This is a genomic window from Thiocystis minor (assembly GCF_016653465.1).
Classification (GTDB): Bacteria; Pseudomonadota; Gammaproteobacteria; order Chromatiales; family Chromatiaceae; genus Chromatium; species Chromatium minus.
Map to the genome: position 1 here is coordinate 1 of NZ_NHSQ01000187.1, position 19,207 is coordinate 19,207.

Genomic DNA, 19,207 nt, shown 5'->3' on the forward strand with positions numbered 1-19,207 from the left:
TGATCCACGCTTCTTTCAGCTTGGCCTCGCGGCGTCCGCCTTGCGCTTCACTACGGTTGTCGTCACTCTCTCCGGCGACCTCTTTGCAGGTCGCAAGTCTTGGCCCATGCCGGGCACACTAGGGGCGAATAAATTCGCCCCTTCAGCGATGCCGCGCAACATCCGCGTCTTAGGGACACGCCGGTGGCGCCCGGTGTCGGAAATGTACCCGATATGGTGGCTCCTCTGATCCGACGTTTTCCCTATCGCCCCGATAGCGCCGAGCTGTTCGATACCCTGGTCCACCGAACCTGGCCAGTCTTTCTCGACAGCGGCCGTCCCTTCAGCGATCAGGGGCGTTATGACATCCTCACCGCCGACCCCGGCACGGTGCTCGTCACGCGCGGGCTCACGACCGAAATTCGGTCATCGAGCGGAATCCAGACATCCCGGGCCGACCCCTTCGTCTTGCTCGGCAAGGTGCTTGGCCCCACCCGGCCGGGCATCGCGGGACTGCCGTTTTGCGGCGGTGCCATTGGCTACTTCGGCTACGATCTGGCCCGCCATCTGGAATGCCTCCCGAACCTCGCGCGCGATCCCGACATGGCGATCGGAATCTACGACTGGGCGTTGGTGGTGGATCATGCCGAGCGCCAAACCCGACTGATCGCCCCGGACGGTGCCAGACTGAAGAAGTATTGGACTCTGCTTTCAGCGGCCCTGTCCGAACGAACAGGCGCGCGTGCTCGCAAGACGTATCGGGTACTCGACCGGGTCTGGCCAAACATGAGCCACGGGCAGTATTTGGAGTCCATCGCAAGGATCAAGCGCTATCTCCAAGACGGTGACTGCTACCAGGTCAACTTCGCCCAACGCTTCGCCGTCCGGGCTGAAGGCGATCCCTGGGAGGCCTACCGGCGGCTGCGGACCATCAACCCCGCGCCCTTTGGCGCCTATCTCGCGACACCCGCCTGCCAAGTGCTCTGCTCATCGCCGGAGCTTTTTCTGAAGGTGCGCGACGGCGCGGTCGAGACCCAGCCCATCAAGGGCACGCGTCCCAGGGGGCAGACCCCTGACGAGGATCGACGCCTGGCGACGGAGTTGCGCCTCAGTCCCAAGGACCGCGCCGAGAATGTCATGATCGTGGATCTGCTGCGCAATGATCTGGGAAAAGTCTGTTCAGTTGGCAGCATCCGCGTTCCCCGTCTGTTCGAGGTTGAGCATTACGCCCGTGTCCATCATCTGGTCAGTACCGTCACCGGCCGACTGGCCGATGGCCATACCGCGCTGGATCTGCTGCGCGCCTGTTTTCCCGGTGGATCCATTACTGGCGCACCCAAGCGGCGCGCCATGGAGATCATCGAGGAGTTGGAGCCGCATCGGCGCGGCGTCTATTGCGGCGCGATCGGCTATCTCGGGTTCGACGGCGCCATGGAGACCAACATCGCCATCCGCACCCTGGTCCATGCCAACGGCATTGCCCGACTCTGGGCGGGCGGCGGCATCGTCGCCGACTCCGACCCCGAGTCCGAGTACCGCGAGACCTACCACAAAGCCGGTCCCCTGCTGGATCTGCTCGAACGGCTGCGTCGATAGACTCCTGAATCCTGACTTGCCCGAAATGATTTGCTTGCACGCCAGACCATTCCGCTAGTAGCTTGGCGATATGTGCCAGCCACCCGCCACCTCCGACCCAGCCAATCGCCGCGACATCGCCGCCCGGTTCGCCATTGCTCACCCGCTCGGCGCGATCGCGCCGCTGGGCCGGGGACTGATCAACGACACCTTTAGCCTGGATGCGGGCGGCCAGCGTTACGTGCTCCAGCGTATCAACGGAGCGGTCTTTCCCGCTCCCGAGCGGATCATGTCTAACCTGCGGGTACTCGGTGCGCATCTGGCCGATCTAGCCGACACGGGTCTGCGCCTGCCGTCCCTGATCGCGACCCGCGAGGGAGGCGATTCTCTTCGCGACGCGGATGGCAGTCTCTGGCGACTGATGGAATTCATCCCGGATGCCGTGACCCTGGCGCGCATTGAGAATGACGCCCAGGCGCGCGAGGTCGGCGCCGTGCTCGGGCGTTTTCATCGCTTGGTCGCCTCGCTGCCCATCGAGCGACTCGCGCTTTCCCTGCCGGGCTTCCATGCCACCCCGGAGTATCTGAAGCGTTTTTTGGCCGTCGCCGAACAGAGTCCGGGGCAAGGGAACAAGAACATGCGCGACTGTCTCGATTTTGTCCTTAGTCGGCAGGGGCTGGCGGACGTGCTGGAGGCGGCACTCAAGGCCGGAACGATCCCGCGCCGGGTCACGCATGGTGATCCTAAACTCGACAATATCCTGTTCGCGCGCGACGGCAGCCATGCACTCGCCCTGATCGATCTCGACACCGTCCAGCCCGGTCTGATCCAGCATGATTTGGGCGACTGTCTGCGTTCCTGCTGCAATCGCGTCGGCGAGGGAACGCAGGATGCTGCCGGGGTGCGGTTCGATGCGACGCTCTGCGCAGGCATCCTCGCCGGCTACGCCAGTGAAACTCGAGACTTTCTCGCCCAGGCCGATATCGATCTATTCTATGATGCGATCCGTCTGATGCCCTTTGAGCTGGGTCTGCGCTTTCTGACCGACCACTTAGAGGGCAATCGTTATTTTCGGATCGATGAGCCGGGTCAGAATCTGCGCAAGGCACGCATCCAGTTCGCCCTGGTTGCGGACATTGAGCGTCAGGAAGAGACGCTCCGGGCGCTGATCGCCACATGTTTTGATAGTGGCCTATACGAATCCGCATAGCACGCATCTCTGCGATCAGCGGGGATCGGTACTGATTGGAAACAACGCGGATCACTTCGGATGCGGTCTACATGAATCATCTGCTCGGCGAATTCGACGGCAAACTGGATGCCAAGGGGCGTCTGGTTCTGCCTGCCGGACTCCTGCGGCAACTGTCGCCGGAGGCCGCCGAGCATTTCGTCATCAATCGCGGATTCGAACGCAATCTGAGCCTCTATCCCTATGCGGAATGGCAGCGCGTCAGCGAGCGCGTCAATCGACTCAATCTGTTCGTGCAAAAAAACCGCCAGTTCGCCCGTTATTTCTATCGCGGCGCCACCGAACTGCGCCTGGACGCCAGCAACCGGCTGCTCCTGCCGCGCCGTCTGCTGGAGTACGCGGGGATCGAGAGTCAGGTCGTGCTCGTCTGCTTCCCGTCCTTCGTCGAACTCTGGGCCGAGGAATCCTACGGGGACGTGTTCGATATCGAGCCCGCGGCGTTCGCCAGTCTGGCCGAGGAAATCATGGGAGAGGACCGCGCGGGCAAGGATGAAGAAGATGAGATCGATTGACGGCTTCTGGCGTTGGATGGAACTTGCTTAACGGTTTTGCGCTTGCTCAGAGACGGGTTTCCGCGCTTGCAGTTCTTTGTGACGCCGCAGGATATAGCGACCCAACCGACCCCGGTTTTCCTCCGAGAGCGGCTCGAAACGAATGCCCAGCTGGATGCGCCGATCGTCCAACTGCGTGTGCCGCACCACGTAGCCAAGCAGACGCAGATACTCGTCCTGTCCAGGCAGAACCAGCCGGAGATCGCGTAACGGCTGATTTAGATCCGGAAGCCGATCTGCCCGCTGCTCGATCGCCATCCCGCTGTAGGAGAGATTGACCACCCGCGGCTGTTCGAGTCTCCCGCTCTTGTCCTGGAGCTGCATCTCGTCGGCCTCCGGCGGCACTCGCCAACTGCGCGAGCGATCACCGCCCTCCAGCACCTCGGGCACGCCGATTTCGAGGGTCAGTTCGCCATTGTCCGAGCGGGATCTCGGCTTCAGCGGAAAACGCAAGCGATGACCCTTCCAACCGGCCTGAAGCTCAATCAGCGGGGTCTCCGAAAACCCTTCAAAAAGGCCGGCCGCATCCTCCGAGACGCGCAGCCAGCCACCCACCTCGTCCTCGATCTCATGCCCTGGAGCGGTGGCATAGAGTTGACGGATGTAATCCAATTCATCGTTCGAAAGGATGTCGTTGCTGTGCGATGGCACCGAGAATCACCTTAAAATCATGATGAATAAACAATTCGTCTGTACTAAGAGGTCATGCCCGGCGGCATCCATTCCCTCCTGTGAGCATTGCAACCGTTTCCTGTTGGTGGTCGGCCAGAGATCCCATGTGCTGTCAATCATCCAGTCTAGCAGGTCGCCATTCCACTGGATCCGATTTGCCTGGACGCAAGCATCCAATCCGGAAATCGGCCAGGCATTTGTTGCGATGCAGACGCGTCCACGACTTCGATCCGCCAGCGCGATGTTTCGCCAACCGATTGCGCAGTATCACTGATCCAGATCGGGACTGAGCCTAAGCTGGGACTCCTCCGCCACGGTTGACATCTCATGAGCCATCCCGCCGCCGACTCTCGCTTTCTGCTGCGGCGACTGCATTCGCTGCTGGGCCTGCTGCCGATCGGTATTTTTTTGACCTTTCATTTGTGGGAAAACTCCCAGTCCCGTTTCGGCGCCGGGCACTATAACGGCGAGGTCGTCGCCTTCCTGCGAGGGATGAATTATCTGCCGGTTCTGGAGATCGTCGTCATCGCCCTGCCGCTGCTCTTTCACGCCGGTTATGGCCTGGTCGTCGCCACCCAGATGCGCGCCGAGCTGACCCGCTATCGCTTCGCGCGCAACTGGCTTTACTGGCTGCAACGGGTCTCCGGGATCGGCATCCTGATCTTTCTGCTGCTCCATGTCGGCATGACGCGCATCGAGGGCCTCTGGCGCGTCTCGGTTCGGGAGGATCTGTTCGGGCACATGCAGCATCTGCTATCACAATCCTGGATGTTCGGACTCTATCTGACCGGGCTGCTGCTCTCGGTTTTTCATCTGGCCAACGGACTCTCGACCATGGGCATCGTCTGGGGTCTGACGACCTCGGCCCGCGCCCAGCGGCGGTTTGGATTCGTCTGCGCCGGCTTCGGCCTGCTGCTCGCGACCATCGGCGTCCATGGACTGATCGGATTCCTGCCATGAAGACCACACCCACGGCGATCGTCATCGGCGGCGGGCTGGCCGGACTCTGGGCGACCCTGCGCATCGCCGACGCCGGCTTTCCGGTCCAGTTGTTCTCGCTGTTCGAGGTCAAGCGCAGCCATTCGGTCTGCGCCCAGGGCGGCATCAACGCGGTGCTGGACACCAAGGGCCAGCGCGATTCCATCCACCAGCACATCGTCGATACGCTCAAGGGCGGCGAATATCTCGCCAACCAGCCGCCTGTCAAAAGCATGTGCGAGGCCGCGCCGGGGCTGATCCACACCTTCGAGCGCATGGGCGTGACTTTCTCGCGCACCTCCGAGGGGCTGCTCGATCAACGCCTGTTCGGTGGCGTGAAGAACAAACGCACCTGTTTCGCCGGCGCCAGCAGCGGTCAGCAGTTGCTCTATGGCGTCGATCAGCAGGTGCGCCGGCTGGAGTCATTGGGCCAGGTCGTCAAGTTCGAGTGGTGGGAATTCCTGTCGCTACTCAAGGATGCCGACGGTGTCTGTCGCGGCATCCTCGCGATGGATCTCAAGAGCCTGGAGATCCGCGCCTTCCCGGCGGATGTGGTGGTGATCGCTACCGGCGGTTTCGGCCAGATTTATGCCCCCAAAACGACCACCTCAAGCCATTGCACCGGGGCCGCCGCCAGCCGATGTTATCAACAGGGCGCCTGGTTCGCCAATGCAGAGTTCTTCCAGTTCCACCCGACGGCCATGATCGGGCGCGACAAAAACCGTCTGATGAGCGAGGCCGCCCGCGGCGAGGGCGGGCGCATCTGGACGCCGCGCGATCCCCGTGACGCGCGCGCGCCGAACGCGATCCCCGAGGCCGAGCGTTTCTATTTCCTGGAGGAATTCTTCCCGGCCTACGGCAACACGGTGTCGCGCGACGAGGCCTCGCGCGCGATCTGGCACGTCACCCGAGAGATGGGGCTGGGCATCCAGGGGACCGATCGGGTCTATCTGGATCTGACCCATCTGGACCGCGCCTTCGTCTCGGGCCGGCTCGGCGCCATCCTGGACATCTACCGCAAGTTCGCCGGGACCGATCCGCTCGCCGCGCCGATGGAGATCTTTCCCGCCGCGCATTATCCGATGGGCGGGCTCTGGGTCGATTTCGAGCGCGACGCCGATGGCGGGATGCGCCCGGACAGTCCGCGCAATCAGGCCACCAACCTCCCCGGACTCTATGCCTGCGGCGAATGCGATTACGCCTATCACGGCGCCAACCGGCTCGGGGCCAATTCGCTCCTGTCCGCCAGTTTTTCGGGACGGGTCGCCGGCGAGTCGGTGGTGAGTTATCTCAAGGGACTCGACCATCGTCGGACGCCACTGGATCAGGCCGGGGTCGCGTTCGAGATCGCCCGTCAGCAGCGGCTCAATCAAGACCTAATGCGGTCGAATGGCCCCGAAAACCCCTACCAGCTCCACCAGGCGCTGGGCGCGCTCATGACCACCAGGGTCGGCGTGGTGCGCGTCAATTCCGAGCTTGCGACGGCGCTGGACGAATTGCGCGAGCTGGAGCGGCGAGCCGCTTCGGTCGCGCTCGGCGATTCGAGCGCCTGGACCAATCAGACCCTGGTTTTCGCCCGCCAGCTTCAGGACATGATCCGGCTCGCGATGGTCGTCGCCAAAAGCGCGCTGGAACGCGACGAATGCCGTGGCGCGCACCACAAGCCCGCGTTCAAGATCCCGCTGCCCGAAGGCAAGTTCGCCGGCGATCCCGAGTTCGAGGACTACCGCGCCCGCTGGCGGGCCAACAACGACCGATGGCTCAAGACCACCATCGCCGAGTTCAGCGCCGAGGGTCCACGGATCCACGACGAGGAAATCGACCTGAGCATCTATCCGCCCACCGAGCCACGGGATTACCGATGAACCTAAAAAGAGTCGTCATTAAACCACAAAGAACACGAAGAACACGAAAAATACAAAAAACACGAAGTATTTTAGTGTGTTGCCGCAATTAGAATAGCCACTGAAGGGGTGACTGTCGCGTGCATTGCAAACCCTTGTTTTTTTGGCGTCCTTTGCGCCTTTGCGGTTCCAAATGCCGGATTTAGGATGAGCGGAATGCCTGCAAACAGAATGTCGATTCGATTCAAAATCCGTCGTCAGGACGCCCCTGGCAGCCCGTCCTACTGGCAGGAATTCGCGATTCCCTATGCGCCGGATCACAATGTCATCTCGGCCCTGATGGTGGTGCAAAACAACCCGGTCACCACGGACGGCCAACGGGTCGCCCCGGTTGTCTGGGATCGCAACTGCATGGAAGAGGTCTGCGGCTCCTGCGCCATGCTCATCAACGGCGTGCCGCGTCCGTCCTGCTCGGCGCTGATCGACAGCCTGACCCAACCCATCGTGCTGGAACCGTTGCCCAAGTTTCCGGTGGTGCGGGATCTGCTCGTGGATCGCTCGCGGATCGACGAGGGATTGCGCAGGGTCCGGGCCTGGATCGAGATCGACGGCGCCTGGGATACGCATGAGGGCGCGCCGCGCATCTCGCCGATCGAATGGTCCGCCAACTATCTCTACAGCCGCTGCATGAGCTGCGGCTGCTGCCTGTCGGCCTGCCCTCAGTTCGGCCCCCATTCGGCTTTCATCGGACCGGCCGCGCTGGCACAGGTGCGCCTGATGAATGCCCACCCCACCGGGCGCTACGACCAGGCCGAGCGGCTGCACGCCATCATGGGCGATGGGGGAATCAGCGACTGCGGGAACGCCCAGAACTGCGTGCGGGTCTGCCCGAAGGCCATCCCCCTGACCACCGCCATCGGCGAGTTGGGACGCCAGACCACGGTGCAGGCGGTCAAGGATCTGTTTGGCGGTTAACCCGCATATTATCCATCATCGCGTGGACCGAAACGGCAGAATGCGTCCCTCACGGGCTGCGCTGCCCGCATCGGACGGCTGATCCAACATCCGCTGGAGCGCTGGCCCAATGTCGGTCATCAGTCGCTTCTGGACCTCTTTTGACCCGCTGAAGTAATAGATCATTTCGCAGGGAACCGGCGCGGCGAGCGATTCTCGCCCGAGTGCCGGTCGCCAGGCCAGCCGAATCAGGCGTCCGCCCTCGCCATCCTGATGCGCGTAGCCGCCCAAGGCATCGACAAAGATGGTCTCCTCATACTCGACCACCGCCAGATATTGCATGGAACCGACCGTCAAGGGTCAACTCCGTCCTCGTCGCATGCGTCGGCAACCCCTCCTGCCGGCGGCATCGCCCTTGAACCCGACCATGATCGTTCGGTTTCTGGGCCTGCCCGCAGGTTTATGAAACATCCGGGAATGCTTATTCTTTATCACGATGAGGATGTGCCCAGCGCTGTGCGGAGCGGACGGCGCGACCAGCGGTATCAGGCTTTGGGAGGGGGAGAGTAGGGATAGACGCAACCGAAATCCAGCGGATTGTAATTGCAGGGGTCAATGACACTATCCAGCAGTGATTGATCGAACTGGCTGAGTGGAGCCATTGGAGAGTAGGGGTTGGAGGGGCTCAAATCATTGTATTTTGGGGTTGCGATTCCACTTTTACTCCTCGAATCGGCGATTCCTGGTATCCAGGTATAATCGGAGATCGCCGCTCTGCGCTGACGAATCTGGGTTCTGGTGACATTGAACACCATGAGATCTGTTGCAATGGTAACGGGGCCGGCATACCAGGTGCGAAGATTGTCGAACGCAGGGACCATCGTGTCGTCTTCCGCCTGGAAATGGGTGGCTACGGCGAGTCTTGGGGCTTTCCCCCGGTTTAGAGTTTCATTCAAGATATAGCCAAGCGCCATTTCCGGGGTATGAGAGTTTTCCTCGACCGCCCTGGCATTCCGCAGGGTAAAGCTGGATGGGTTGGCGTTTTCCGGATTATCTCCGCTCTTTGCCGCCCAGGTTTCCGGGGGCACGACCATTTCATGGATCAAGACGTCTACCGGACTCTCTCCATTGGTGGCCTGAGAGATGATGAAATGATTTGGTTTGGTGTCTCCCGAGAAGATCATCGACAGACCCGCCTTCAGCCACTCTAACTTATAGCTGATAGAGCCATTGCGGTCATGGATGGCCGGAAAGAATGAAATTCTGACGCCGTTGCCTTCGTAGGCGATGCCCCCGCCGTCAGGATAGGTTTTTTCACCGGTCGTAAACTTGGAAGGGCCGGGAAGGGGGTCGGGATTCGGGTATGGATCATTGACATTCCATGTCTGCATCGCGCCCGTCCGCCAGTTCAATTCGGTGGCAATGATGTCGTAGCCATCGCCCTCGCTGCTATTCCATTTGGTTGGAACGAAGCTCTGCGATTCCGTGTGCCAGCGGTTCAGTTCCCGGAAACAGCGACAGAAATTCAATGTGCCATCGTCATAGTATTTTCCGGGAACATTTGGATCTTCTATCCCGGAGGCGGACGGCCCCCAAATATAGAGCGGAGATTTCGCATCTTGCTGTGGACCGAAACAGTAAATCTGCGTCAAATCGCTGGTATGGTCGCCATGCAGATGGGTGAAAAAGATTTTCCGCATCTTCGACATGGGGATCTGCATGGCGGCATAATTGAGCGTGACGCCCGCTCCGCAGTCGAACATGAAAGCATCGTCTTTCCCGAGTTCGACGAAAACGCTGGAGGCAGCCTGGGAACGGCGCAGAATGGGGGAGGTTCCCAGGAACGAGATCCGCATTTCATCGTCCGCCAGTGTTTCTGAGCCTGGATTATAGGTTTCCAGCGAATAGAGCAAAGAATTCGCATCGGCCCAATCGTAGGGAGGCGGCGCGGGCGGAGTTGAAGGAGGAGGAACCTCCGTAACAACTTCTGCACTCGCAAAAACATTCCGAATGTTGCTGGCGAGGGAAGCCAGTCCGCCAAAAGCCAATCCAAACAACTTCAAGGCTTCTCGACGATTGAATCCAGTAGGTTTCGGTTGATGCGGGTACGACATGAAGCTTCTCCTTATCCGAGTTTTGTGATGACACTTCTCATGTGGCGGTTAAGCATAAGGCACGCTTTCCGTGAATGCGAGTTGACAAGAAGTTTTGGATCGGCATGGGAATTGACCCAGCGCAAAGACATTTGATTCATGTTCCTCACACTTGCGATGCCCTCACCAAGCGAGACATTGCCCGGCACAGGTGAGCACGCAGTAGATGAGGAAAAGAAGGGTTTTAGACGGATGAAATGCGGATAACTGCCTTATCAGCAGTTGGTCGGACGCTAAACGCGGCAATTTGTCTGGGACCGCAACTGCATGGAAGAGGTCTGCGGCTCCTGCGCCATGCTCATCAACGGCGTGCCGCGTCCGTCCTGCTCGGCGCTGATCGACAGCCTGACCCAACCTATCGTGCTGGAGCCACTGCCCAAGTTTCCGGTGGTGCGGGATCTGCTCGTGGACCGCTCGCGGATCGACGAGGGATTGCGCAAGGTCCGGGCCTAGATCGAGATCGACGGCGCCTGGGATACGCATGAGGGCGCGCCGCGCATCTCGCCAACCGAATGGTCCGCCAACTATCTCTACAGCCGCTGCATGAGCTGCGGCTGCTGCCTGTCGGCCTGTCCTCAGTTCGGCCCCCATTCGGACTTCATCGGACCCGCCGCGCTGGCACAGGTGCGCCTGATGAACGCCCACCCCACCGGCCGCTACGACCAGGCCGAGCGGCTGCACGCCATCATGGGCGAGGGGGGAATCAGCGACTGCGGGAACGCGCAGAACTGCGTGCGGGTCTGCCCGAAGGCCATCCCCCTGACCACCGCCATCGGCGAGTTGGGACACCAGACCACGGTGCAGGCGCTCAAGGATCTGTTTGGCGGTTAAACCTCGCCCGGCGCGGTATGCGATGTTTTTGGGTTGGATCAATCTCGGCAGCATCCACGATTGTCGGAGCTGGCGCGGTTTAGTGCGAGGATTGCTGACGCGGGTTACGAAAGGGAAGAACGCGGCCTTCCCAAGCAGCGCTACCCTCGGCGGACTGGCGTTCCAACATCCGCTGGAGCGCTGGCCCAATGTCGGTCATCAGTCGCTTCTGGATCTCTTTTGACCCGCTGAAGTAATAGATCATTTCGCAAGGAACCGGCGCGCTGAGCGATTCCCGCCCAAGCGCCGGTCGCCAGGCCAGCCGAATCAGGCGTCCGCCCTCGCCGTCCTGATGCGCGTAGCCGCCCAGCGCATCGACGAACACGATCTCATCATGCTCGACCACCGCCAGATATTGCATGGAGCGGATGGGCACGAAGAGGCTGCCGCCAGGACGGGCCGCCCGTCCCAGCAGCAGTCGCAGGCGGTTATGGAGTCCGGCCGAAATGGCGCTCGTCTCGCGCGCGAATTCGGTGTCGGGCCGGAAAAAGGTCTCGCGGACAAGATAGCGCGACATGGCATCGGCCTCCGGGTGGCTGCGGCTGGAACGCTCAACAAACTGTCCGATTCAAAAACGCTGGCCGCTGACCGCTTTTTTATCGTCAATCGTTCTCGTCAAGCTCCGGATCCCAGCCGGCCGCGCGCGCGCGATCCACCGCCTCGGCATAGATCCGCGCGTGCCGCTCGCGCAACTCGGGCGGCAGGTTGGAGGCCAGGTGGCCATAGGGCATCCAGGCATCGCTCACCTTGTCGTAGAGCGACTCGATGCCCTGGACGGTCCAGCCCTCGCAGGTTTCGTCTTCCGGGATGAGCCCGAACACCCAGGCATCCCGGATGATATTCGCGGTCGGCGTCATCCCGCCCTGTTCCTGACGGTGGATCCCCTCGTAAATCTTGGCTTTCATCGTGTAGTCCCGATCAGGTTGACGGCTTGCCGAGTGCGTTGATGTCGGTGAAGCCGCGAGCATACTGTACGTTGCGTGAACACAGCGCCAGCCTTCGCCAACCGCGTCTCGTCAGACACGGCGTTAGGTGATTTCCTGAAAACAATCGACTCACGGAGAGGCCGTGAATGGACAGGATTCACACGATTTTGCAGGATGAACAGGATAGAGTCGATTGTTTTTAATCCTGTGAATCCTGTCCATTTTGAAGCCTTGGGCATGGGTATGAACTTTCCCGGAAATCGCCTTCAAGAAGATCAACCTGACCAGCGAATCGCCAGCCTGATCAGCAGCCCTCCTGCAACTTGAGATTCGACAGGGCGAGCTTGATGGACTCGCTCACCGCGATGGCCAGGGTGCGTAACTCCTGGAACTGCGCCTCGCTCAAGGCGTCGCGGGTGCTGACATGCAACAGGCCCAGGGTGGCACCCCGCACGGTCAAGGGGAGGCAAAGAGAGATGGGCGGCGGATCTCCCGGAAAGTGCCGGCAATCGAGGTCGGCTTGCCAGGGTGCGACGGCATGCGGTTGGCCGCGCCGCAAGGCCCAGCAATCGTGCAGCGAGAAGGTGGGGGACAGTCCGTTGGGATCGCCCCAGGCGGCGACCCGATGCAGCTCGGCTCCGGCCTCATCGACCACCGCCAGCGCGCCCGTCACGTTCACGAACAGCATCTCGGCGCTGTCGGCGATGACGGCATAGGCTTCCTCGCGGCGCCGGCAGGACAGGAGCAGATCGCTCATCCGGTTGAGCGCGATCATCTGGGTGTCGTGGCGCTTCACCACCGCCAGGCTGACCCGCAACGCCGCTTCCATCTGGCGACGCTCGGTGATGTCGGTGTGGGTACCCGCCATCCACAGCGGCCGATTCTCGGCATCCCACGCGGTGACCATGCCGCGACCCAGCATCCAGCGCCAGTCGCCGTTCTTGGCGCGTAACCGGTGTTCGCTCTGGTACTGCGCCGTCGCGCCGGAAAAATGGGCTTGTACCGCTGCCAGACAAGCCGGCAGGTCGTCGGGATGCACCAAGGTCTCCCAACCGCTGATATCCGGCCTGATCTCGGTCGGGTCATAGCCCAGCATCTCCGCCCATCGCCGACTGAAAAAGACCTCTCCGGTCACCACATCCCAGTCCCAGAAGCCGTCATTGGTGCCATCGAGCACCCGTTGCAGACGTTGTTCGCTCGCCCGCAGTGCCTCCCGCGCCAGCATGCGGGTGGTGATCTCCTCGTGCGCGATCACCGCGCCCGGCTGGGGCCCACTCAACGGCAGCACCCGCATCTCGAACCAGCGCGACTCGGTGGGCGAATCGCAGGGGTAGGTCAGGGTGAAAGCCTCTTTTGCCCCCGCAATCACCTGTTGTACACCCCGCAGGGCGGCCCGTGCCTCCACGCCGTCCTGGCCAGACACCACCCGGTTGCAGATCGCCAGATAATTCGCGCCGGGATGGCATTCCGAACCGCCGCCGTTCTGTTCGGCAAACCGCAGCCAGTTCGCGTTGACCAGGGTGATGGTCCCGCGCCGATCCAGCACGGCGATATGGGCGGTCAGCGAGTCCAGGACATCCTTGAGCAGGGTCTCCTGCGCGCGCAGGGCCGCCTCGGCGACCCGGCGCCACTCGATATCGATCAGGATGCCGAGTTCCCGCACCGAGTCCAGTTCCTCGGGGCTCCAGCGCCGGCTGTGCGCGCGCACCGTCTGGCTCCAGGCGGCGAACGACTGGCGCGGACTCAGGCGGCCATCCGGCGCGCGGTTCACCGCCTTGTCGGGATTGCCGCCCCAGGTCACATGACGTAACTGCTCGTCGCGAAACCAGATGAGTTTGATCGACTGGTCGGCGTCCAGCGGGAACATCGCCACCCCGGCGGCGGTGGCGGCCAGGTCAGCCGTGCCGTCGAGGTGGGCGCTCAGGCAATCGGTGGCGAACAACTGAGGCGGGTCGCCCGCGTGCAGGTCGCTCAAGCGTGCGACGAGGTCGAGAATGCGTGACGGCGCGGGGGTCGCGCCGCCGGTGGTCACGTCCGTCCCATGAATCAGCGCCACGCCCTCGGCGCCGACCGCACCGAGCACCGCCGCCAGTGCCGGCCCCTTGAGCAGCTCCGACAGCCGCGTACCCTGACGCATGGCGTCAATGATCTGCTCGCGACACTGCTTGAACCCCGCGCTGTCGCGCTGGCGTTGGCGTGCTTCCAGCAGCGCGATCAGGTGCGACAGATCCCGCGCCATCCAGCCGGCGATCTCGCGCATCTGGCCCGAGACCTGGCGCGGGGTGGTGTGATGGCAGGCGATCAGCCCCCAGAGTTGCCCGTCCCGCAGCAGCGAGGCCGTCAGGGTGGCCCGCACCCCCATGTTGCGCAGATATTCCAGATGGATCGGCGAGACGCTGCGCAACAGGCTGAGGGACAGATCGAGCGGCTGTCCGCTGACCGGGTTCACCGCCGGCAGCAGTGGGGACGCCAGATAGTCGATATCGACGATGACCCGCGTCGGGCTGGTCAGATAGAGGCGACGGGCCTGCACCGGGATGTCGGACGCCGGGAAGTGCAGACCCAGATAGGGTTCCAGATCGTCGCGGCGCGCCTCGGCGACGACTTCGCCGTGCCAGTCCGTGTCGAAGCGATAGATCATCACCCGGTCATAGCCGATCAAGTGCTGGAACAGCGTGGCGGCGGTCTGGAGCTTGGCCGGCAGGTCCGTCCGGTCATGCAGCGCATCGAACTCGCGCACGGCCCGGATCAGCGCATCCCGGCGGTCGGGAGACGCCGCCGGAACGGGTTCCAGTTCCAGCACCGTCAACCCATCGGACACATGGACATAGGCGGCGAAGGTCCGCCCGCCCGCGGTTGGCAGCCAGTCGAACGCGACCGGGGTCAGCGGCCGTTCGCGGTGGCGGATCCGCGCCCGGTGGACCGCGTCGGCCCGCGCCGCACCCAGCACGGTCGCCAGTTCCTGCCCCAGCAGCGCGTCCGCCGCGACACCCAGCAGGGCCTGACAGGTGTGGGAGACCTGGACGATCCGCAGCGCCGGCCCCTGCAACGCCAGCAGAACGCCGTGCGGCTGAATCGAGCTGGGGAGATGGATGGGTTCCGCATCGCACTGGGTGAGATCGGGGAGCGGGGCGGTTGGGGTGATGGCGGTGGGCATGGGAATTTGCACCAAATGGACAGGATGAACAGGACGTTTTCCTCATTTGGGAAGACCATTACCATGGCACTTCCATCGTTGTCACGATTCTCTCGATCCTGCTCTATTCCCCGCCCCATGGACTGACCACGGGCACCGTGAGCCCCACGAAATGGCGGAGGTTACGCGTGGCGATCGATGCCCGGCGGGCAAGCGCGATGCCGGCGATTTGGGTGTCGCGAATGTCGACCGTGATCCCGTCGCGCTGTCTGGTCGCGGCCAGGACCGCGGCCTCGGCGGCGGCGACCGTATCGAAGCTCAGGATGCGACCGTTCAGATCCTCCGTCAGCAGCGCCTCGAACGCCTGTTCGAGCGTGCGTCGACGTCGGCCATCCGGCAGCAGGGCGAGACCGAGTCGGATCTCGAAGACGGTGATGCTGGTGATCCAGGTTGAGGCTGTCGCCTGTCCGTCCAGCCATGCCATGACGCAGGCGTCCGGCGTGTCGCGCATCAGGGCGGAGAGGACGTTGGTGTCGAGGATGATCACGGTTCGAACACGGCCGGTTGCGATGCCTGTCCGTGCAGCTCGGGCAGATCTTCGGTCAAGCCTTGGCCCGCGAAGCGGGCGGCAATGCGTGAACCGAGCCGAGACGGGGGGATCCCGTCGTCGGTCAGTGCCTGTCGCAGGATGTTGCGGATCTCCTCCTCCATGCTGTGACCATGGTGCCGGGCGCGCTGCTGCAACGCGGCCTTGACGTCGTCGTCAAGATGGCGAACCAGGACTTGGGCCATTGAATCACCTCGATGATCTTGAATGGGAGATGGATGCTATCAAGATAGCATCGGCCGTATACCTCGGTAAACCATGACCATTAGAATCAGCGCCACGCTATCGCATTGATTCGCGCCTACGCATTCGCGACGATCACCCGGTTGCGCCCGTCGGCCTTGGCGCGATAGAGCGCGGCGTCGGCCCGCGCCAGCAGGGCGGCGGCGTCCGGTGGCTCTTCCCCGAGGACGGTGACGCCGATGGAGACGGTGATCGCCGGCAAGTCTCCGTCTTGATAGGGCACCCGCAGTTGCAGGATCGCGGTCCGCAGGTTTTCCAGACACGCTCCGGCCTCCTCCAGGCTGGCGCCAGGCAGCACGACGGTCAGTTCCTCGCCGCCGTAGCGGCAGGCGAGATCGCCGGCCCGCAGCGAGCGGTTGAGCAGCGCACCGATCGCCCCCAGCACGGCATCGCCGGCCTCATGGCCGTAGCGGTCGTTGAAGCCTTTGAAGTGATCCACGTCCAGCATCGCCACGGCCAGCGATTCGCCCCGGCGCTGACTGCGCTGGAGTTCGCGCGGCAGGATTTCATCGAGATAGCGACGGTTGTAAAGACCGGTGAGCCGGTCGCGGATCGCCTGTTCGCGCAGGGTTTCCTGCAACTTGATATTCGATAACGCCAGTTTGATCGTTTCGCCGACCGCCATGACGATCGGCTGCAACTCCTGGAGTGCCCTCGTGTCGGTGCCGAGATGTAACAGGCCGAGCGTTTCGCTGCGCACGCTCAAGGGGACACAGATGGCGGCGGATGGCGGTGGGTGGCCGAGGTGCCGACAGTGCAGACTCCGGGCCTCCGCCGTGACCGTATGACAGTCTCCGCGCCGCATCCCCCAGCAGTCATCCAGCGGGAAGGTGGCGGGCAGGACGCTGGGGTCGCCCCAGGTGGCCACGACCCGCAAGTGCGCCGTGCCCGCCTCGTCCAGCATCGCCAGCCCGCCGGAGCAGCCAACGAATAAGGGTTCGGCGCCGCGCGCGATCGTCGCGTAAGCCTCCGCGCGGGTATCGCAGGACAGCAGTAACTCGTTCAGGCGGTTTAAGGCCATGATCTGGGCGTTGCGACGCTGGATCTCGTCCAGACTGACACGCACCGCCGCCTCGGCGCGGCGGCGCTCGGTGATATCGTGGACGATCGAAAACAGCAGCGAGCGCCCCTCCAGTTCCAGGGGGCCGGAGTAAACTTCCACGTCGCGCACCTCGCCGTTGGCCAGGCGGTGTCCGAATTGGAAGTGCCAACTCTGCTTGCCCGCCGCCTGACGCATTTCCAGCGCGATCTGTTCCGGCGTCAGGGTATTGATGGCGCTGATCGGCAGGCCGCGCAATTGCTCGATGTGGTAACCGTAATAGTCGGCGGCGGCGGTATTGGCGTCGACGATCTCGCCCGTGCCGGGATCGATCAGCAGCATGATCACCCGGGCGTCCGTGAAGAGGGTGCGAAAGCGCGCCTCGCTCTGTTGCAGCGCCGCCTCGGCGGCCTTGCGGGCGCTGATATCGGTGAACGACACCGCCACCGCCTGGATGTCCCCGCTGACCGTGTCGCGGATCGGTTCGCTATTGACCAGCAGCCAGGTCACGCGGTGGTCCGACCCGACCACGCCCATCTCCACGTCACGCTGCGCGATCCCGCTGCTCAGGGTAGCGACCGAGGGCCAGTCGTCGCTGCTGAACGGCGTGCCATCGGGGTGGATGATCCACCAGATCCCATCGTCCACGGATCGCGCCTGATAGTCGCTGGCGATCAGGCCCAGAATGCGCTCGGCGGCCGGATTGCTGGTGATCAGGACGCCCTGGCGGTCATAGACGGCGATGCCCTCGGCCAGTGCCAACAGCGCCGAACGGTAGCGTGCCTCGCTGTCGCGCAGGGCCGCCTCGGCGGTCTTGCGGGCGGTGAGATCCAGGACAGTCGCCAGCAGCAAGGGTTGAGTGTCGCGATGGATGACATCGAGATGGATGCCCACCGGACATACTTCGCCACTGGCGCGTCGGTGCAGAGTCTCGTGTTCGTCCGTCCCGTCCATCCGTCTCGCCTTGAAATCGGCGAACAGCGCGAGCAACGCCTCGCGGGGCGTGCTGGCGTTTTGCTCCCAGGCATACCGTTGTCGCAAGACCTCGCGCGGAAAGCCATAAAACGCGGCGGCGGCCTGATTGGCATCGAGGATGTGTCCGTCGTCCGGATCGATCAGCACCTTGATCACGTCACGGCTCTCGAAGATCGCTCGATACAGCTCCGCCGCCTGTTTCTGGGCCTGGCGCGCCGCGCGCCGTTCGGTCGCGTCCTCCAGAATCCAGAGGCTTCCGTCCAGCGGCTGTTCCGGCGTCAGCGCCTGCGCGCGCATCAGGCACCAGAAGCGCTGGCCGTCCCGGCGCACCAGTTCCACCTCGCAAACGAAGCTCTCGCCCCGGTGGATGGCCGGATAGGCGCGCTGGCCGAGCGCCAGATAGGCCGCGCGATCCGGGTAGAAGACCTCGGTCGAGACGCCATTCAGCGCGCCGGGCGCATAACCGAACAGCGTCTCGGTGAAGCGGTTGGCGCGGATGACGTGGCGCTCCTGGACGAAAAAGATCCCGACGAAGGCGTTATCCAGCAAGGCCAGATTTTCCCGCAACAGGCTCTGGGTCTGTTGCTCGCTGCGGGCCAGCTCGGTCGCGATGCGATGCCGCGCGGTGATGTCGGTCAGAATGACCCGCCAGCGCGCATCGGCAGCGGTGGATCCCTCCGGCGCGAGGCTGGTTTGCAGGTGAACCCAACAGGTCACGCCGTCCGCTCGTCGCAGACGCAGTTCGTCATCCTGTCGCTCGCCCGTTGACCAGAGCTGCCGGCGGACGTGGTAAAGGATGTCCTGATCCCCAGGCCAGATGAAGCCTGACAGGGGTTGGCCGATCAGTTGGCGCCGTGGGATCTCCAGGAGGTTAGCCGCCGCGAGGTTGGCTTCCTGGATCCGCCCCGCGTCGTTGAGTGTCAGATAGCCGACCGGAGCCAAGTCATAGAGGTCGAAGTAGCGCGCCTGCGAGGCTTCCAGGGCGGCTTGAGCGTGGCGCAGTTCCTCGTTTTGCAACGCCAATTCAATCTGATGCACCTGCAGCTCATGGACGAGCCGTTCGGTCGCCTCGGGCGTGAGTGCCTCCCGCTCCGTCGTGCCCAGGGTTCCGACCCGCGCTTCCGCCTGTTGGCGAAGGTCGTGCCCTGACTTGTCTGGTTCGTTGGGAGGAAGCGCCTGACTTGGGTCATGGGAATGAGGCATGGATGCTCCTTGCGATCAAGCGCCGATCGGTGGCGATCGCGCCATGCCAACGGGGGTAGACCCAACAGCGATGGGGCCGAGATAGCGCGTCCGACAGACAGAACTCGCCGAGCGGCAACCGCCAGACGCCGGCCAGCAGCGCGACCCGCATCAAGAGACCCGGCGCCAGGCCGCCCTGAAGCGTCAAGGTCCGTGGAAAGCGCCTTGCCGGTTGTGTTTCAGCGCAGGGGGCGGATGGAGGGCGATTCATGGG

The 19,207-nt window shown here is 63.0% G+C and carries 18 protein-coding genes and 1 pseudogene; 9 read left to right on the top strand and 10 right to left on the bottom strand.

The features are described 5' to 3' along the window. The 4 genes from CCR95_RS25000 to CCR95_RS23655 form a co-directional block, all read left to right on the top strand. Positions 1–229: hypothetical protein (locus CCR95_RS25000; protein WP_207188735.1), on the top strand; the 229-nt coding region annotated here is incomplete at its 5' end. Then, a complete protein-coding gene (gene pabB / locus CCR95_RS23645; protein WP_201099025.1) occupies positions 214–1,575 on the top strand; it encodes an aminodeoxychorismate synthase component I in 1,362 nt (453 codons plus the stop codon). The genes CCR95_RS25000 and pabB, both read left to right, overlap by 16 nt. 70 nt (positions 1,576–1,645) lie before the next feature. Further along, on the top strand, positions 1,646–2,764 hold the full coding sequence (locus CCR95_RS23650; protein ID WP_201099027.1) for a phosphotransferase enzyme family protein: 1,119 nt from the start codon (positions 1,646–1,648) through the stop codon (positions 2,762–2,764). A 71-nt stretch (positions 2,765–2,835) separates the two neighbouring features. Then, the gene (locus CCR95_RS23655; RefSeq protein ID WP_201099029.1) at positions 2,836–3,315 is read left to right on the top strand and encodes a division/cell wall cluster transcriptional repressor MraZ; all 480 of its coding nucleotides are present in this window, start codon (positions 2,836–2,838) and stop codon (positions 3,313–3,315) included. 27 nt (positions 3,316–3,342) lie between these two features. On the opposite strand, the gene CCR95_RS23660 is transcribed toward CCR95_RS23655, so the two are convergent. Beyond that, a complete protein-coding gene (locus tag CCR95_RS23660) occupies positions 3,343–4,005 on the bottom strand; it encodes a PilZ domain-containing protein (RefSeq protein WP_201099031.1) in 663 nt (220 codons plus the stop codon). 348 nt (positions 4,006–4,353) lie between these two features. Here CCR95_RS23660 and CCR95_RS23665 point away from each other — a divergent pair, with 348 nt between their 5' ends. From CCR95_RS23665 to sdhB, 3 genes are all read left to right on the top strand, one after another. Further along, positions 4,354–4,986: a succinate dehydrogenase/fumarate reductase transmembrane subunit gene (locus CCR95_RS23665; RefSeq protein WP_201099033.1), complete on the top strand. Its 633-nt coding sequence runs from the start codon at positions 4,354–4,356 to the stop codon at positions 4,984–4,986. Continuing rightward, the gene (sdhA, locus tag CCR95_RS23670; protein WP_201099035.1) at positions 4,983–6,869 is read left to right on the top strand and encodes a succinate dehydrogenase (quinone) flavoprotein subunit; all 1,887 of its coding nucleotides are present in this window, start codon (positions 4,983–4,985) and stop codon (positions 6,867–6,869) included. The genes CCR95_RS23665 and sdhA overlap by 4 nt, the downstream gene beginning before the upstream one ends. A 186-nt stretch (positions 6,870–7,055) precedes the next feature. After that, the gene (sdhB, locus tag CCR95_RS23675) at positions 7,056–7,823 is read left to right on the top strand and encodes a succinate dehydrogenase iron-sulfur subunit (protein WP_201099038.1); all 768 of its coding nucleotides are present in this window, start codon (positions 7,056–7,058) and stop codon (positions 7,821–7,823) included. Positions 7,824–7,838: 15 nt separating this feature from the next. Here the strand turns inward: sdhB and CCR95_RS23680 are convergent, their stop codons facing one another. Both CCR95_RS23680 and CCR95_RS23685 read right to left on the bottom strand, forming a co-directional pair. Next, positions 7,839–8,159 (bottom strand): hypothetical protein, encoded by a 321-nt coding sequence (locus CCR95_RS23680; RefSeq protein ID WP_201099040.1) that lies wholly within the window; start codon positions 8,157–8,159, stop codon positions 7,839–7,841. 188 nt (positions 8,160–8,347) lie between these two features. Then, the gene (locus CCR95_RS23685) at positions 8,348–9,916 is read right to left on the bottom strand and encodes an MBL fold metallo-hydrolase (RefSeq protein WP_201099042.1); all 1,569 of its coding nucleotides are present in this window, start codon (positions 9,914–9,916) and stop codon (positions 8,348–8,350) included. A 294-nt stretch (positions 9,917–10,210) separates the two neighbouring features. Here CCR95_RS23685 and CCR95_RS25690 point away from each other — a divergent pair. Both CCR95_RS25690 and CCR95_RS25695 read left to right on the top strand, forming a co-directional pair. Next, positions 10,211–10,408, top strand: a pseudogene (locus CCR95_RS25690) (2Fe-2S iron-sulfur cluster-binding protein); the annotation flags it as partial. Positions 10,409–10,498: 90 nt separating this feature from the next. Then, positions 10,499–10,786 carry a 4Fe-4S dicluster domain-containing protein gene (locus tag CCR95_RS25695; RefSeq protein ID WP_242523465.1) on the top strand — a complete coding sequence of 96 codons (288 nt, stop codon included), beginning with the start codon at positions 10,499–10,501 and terminating at the stop codon, positions 10,784–10,786. Between the two features lie 79 nt (positions 10,787–10,865). On the opposite strand, the gene CCR95_RS23695 is transcribed toward CCR95_RS25695, so the two are convergent. The 7 genes from CCR95_RS23695 to CCR95_RS25005 form a co-directional block, all read right to left on the bottom strand. Further along, a complete protein-coding gene (locus CCR95_RS23695; protein WP_201099044.1) occupies positions 10,866–11,342 on the bottom strand; it encodes a hypothetical protein in 477 nt (158 codons plus the stop codon). An 85-nt stretch (positions 11,343–11,427) separates the two neighbouring features. Continuing rightward, a complete protein-coding gene (locus CCR95_RS23700; protein ID WP_201099046.1) occupies positions 11,428–11,730 on the bottom strand; it encodes a hypothetical protein in 303 nt (100 codons plus the stop codon). Positions 11,731–12,055: 325 nt separating this feature from the next. After that, entirely contained in the window at positions 12,056–14,908 is a 2,853-nt protein-coding gene (locus CCR95_RS23705; RefSeq protein WP_201099048.1) for a PAS domain-containing protein, read from the bottom strand. Positions 14,909–15,011: 103 nt separating this feature from the next. After that, on the bottom strand, positions 15,012–15,434 hold the full coding sequence (locus CCR95_RS23710; protein ID WP_201099050.1) for a PIN domain-containing protein: 423 nt from the start codon (positions 15,432–15,434) through the stop codon (positions 15,012–15,014). Then, positions 15,431–15,679, bottom strand: coding sequence for a FitA-like ribbon-helix-helix domain-containing protein (locus CCR95_RS23715; RefSeq protein WP_201099052.1), 249 nt, complete (start codon positions 15,677–15,679; stop codon positions 15,431–15,433). The genes CCR95_RS23710 and CCR95_RS23715 overlap by 4 nt, the downstream gene beginning before the upstream one ends. Before the next feature lie 116 nt (positions 15,680–15,795). Next, positions 15,796–18,954 carry a PAS domain S-box protein gene (locus CCR95_RS23720; protein WP_201099054.1) on the bottom strand — a complete coding sequence of 1,053 codons (3,159 nt, stop codon included), beginning with the start codon at positions 18,952–18,954 and terminating at the stop codon, positions 15,796–15,798. Continuing rightward, the coding region (locus CCR95_RS25005; protein ID WP_207188736.1) for a hypothetical protein at positions 18,938–19,207 on the bottom strand (270 nt) is incomplete at its 5' end. The genes CCR95_RS23720 and CCR95_RS25005, both read right to left, overlap by 17 nt.

What these genes read in the sequence shown, in the direction of transcription:
- CCR95_RS23650 (WP_201099027.1), top strand. Translation starts at nt 1,646, where the DNA reads ATGTGCCAGCCACCCGCCACCTCCGACCCAGCCAATCGCCGCGACATC.
- CCR95_RS23685 (WP_201099042.1), bottom strand. Translation starts at nt 9,916, where the DNA reads ATGTCGTACCCGCATCAACCGAAACCTACTGGATTCAATCGTCGAGAA.
- CCR95_RS23720 (WP_201099054.1), bottom strand. Translation starts at nt 18,954, where the DNA reads ATGCCTCATTCCCATGACCCAAGTCAGGCGCTTCCTCCCAACGAACCA.
- CCR95_RS23700 (WP_201099046.1), bottom strand. Translation starts at nt 11,730, where the DNA reads ATGAAAGCCAAGATTTACGAGGGGATCCACCGTCAGGAACAGGGCGGG.
- CCR95_RS23705 (WP_201099048.1), bottom strand. Translation starts at nt 14,908, where the DNA reads ATGCCCACCGCCATCACCCCAACCGCCCCGCTCCCCGATCTCACCCAG.
- CCR95_RS23665 (WP_201099033.1), top strand. Translation starts at nt 4,354, where the DNA reads ATGAGCCATCCCGCCGCCGACTCTCGCTTTCTGCTGCGGCGACTGCAT.
- sdhB (WP_201099038.1), top strand. Translation starts at nt 7,056, where the DNA reads ATGAGCGGAATGCCTGCAAACAGAATGTCGATTCGATTCAAAATCCGT.
- CCR95_RS25695 (WP_242523465.1), top strand. Translation starts at nt 10,499, where the DNA reads ATGAGCTGCGGCTGCTGCCTGTCGGCCTGTCCTCAGTTCGGCCCCCAT.
- CCR95_RS23715 (WP_201099052.1), bottom strand. Translation starts at nt 15,679, where the DNA reads ATGGCCCAAGTCCTGGTTCGCCATCTTGACGACGACGTCAAGGCCGCG.
- sdhA (WP_201099035.1), top strand. Translation starts at nt 4,983, where the DNA reads ATGAAGACCACACCCACGGCGATCGTCATCGGCGGCGGGCTGGCCGGA.
- CCR95_RS23695 (WP_201099044.1), bottom strand. Translation starts at nt 11,342, where the DNA reads ATGTCGCGCTATCTTGTCCGCGAGACCTTTTTCCGGCCCGACACCGAA.
- pabB (WP_201099025.1), top strand. Translation starts at nt 214, where the DNA reads ATGGTGGCTCCTCTGATCCGACGTTTTCCCTATCGCCCCGATAGCGCC.
- CCR95_RS23655 (WP_201099029.1), top strand. Translation starts at nt 2,836, where the DNA reads ATGAATCATCTGCTCGGCGAATTCGACGGCAAACTGGATGCCAAGGGG.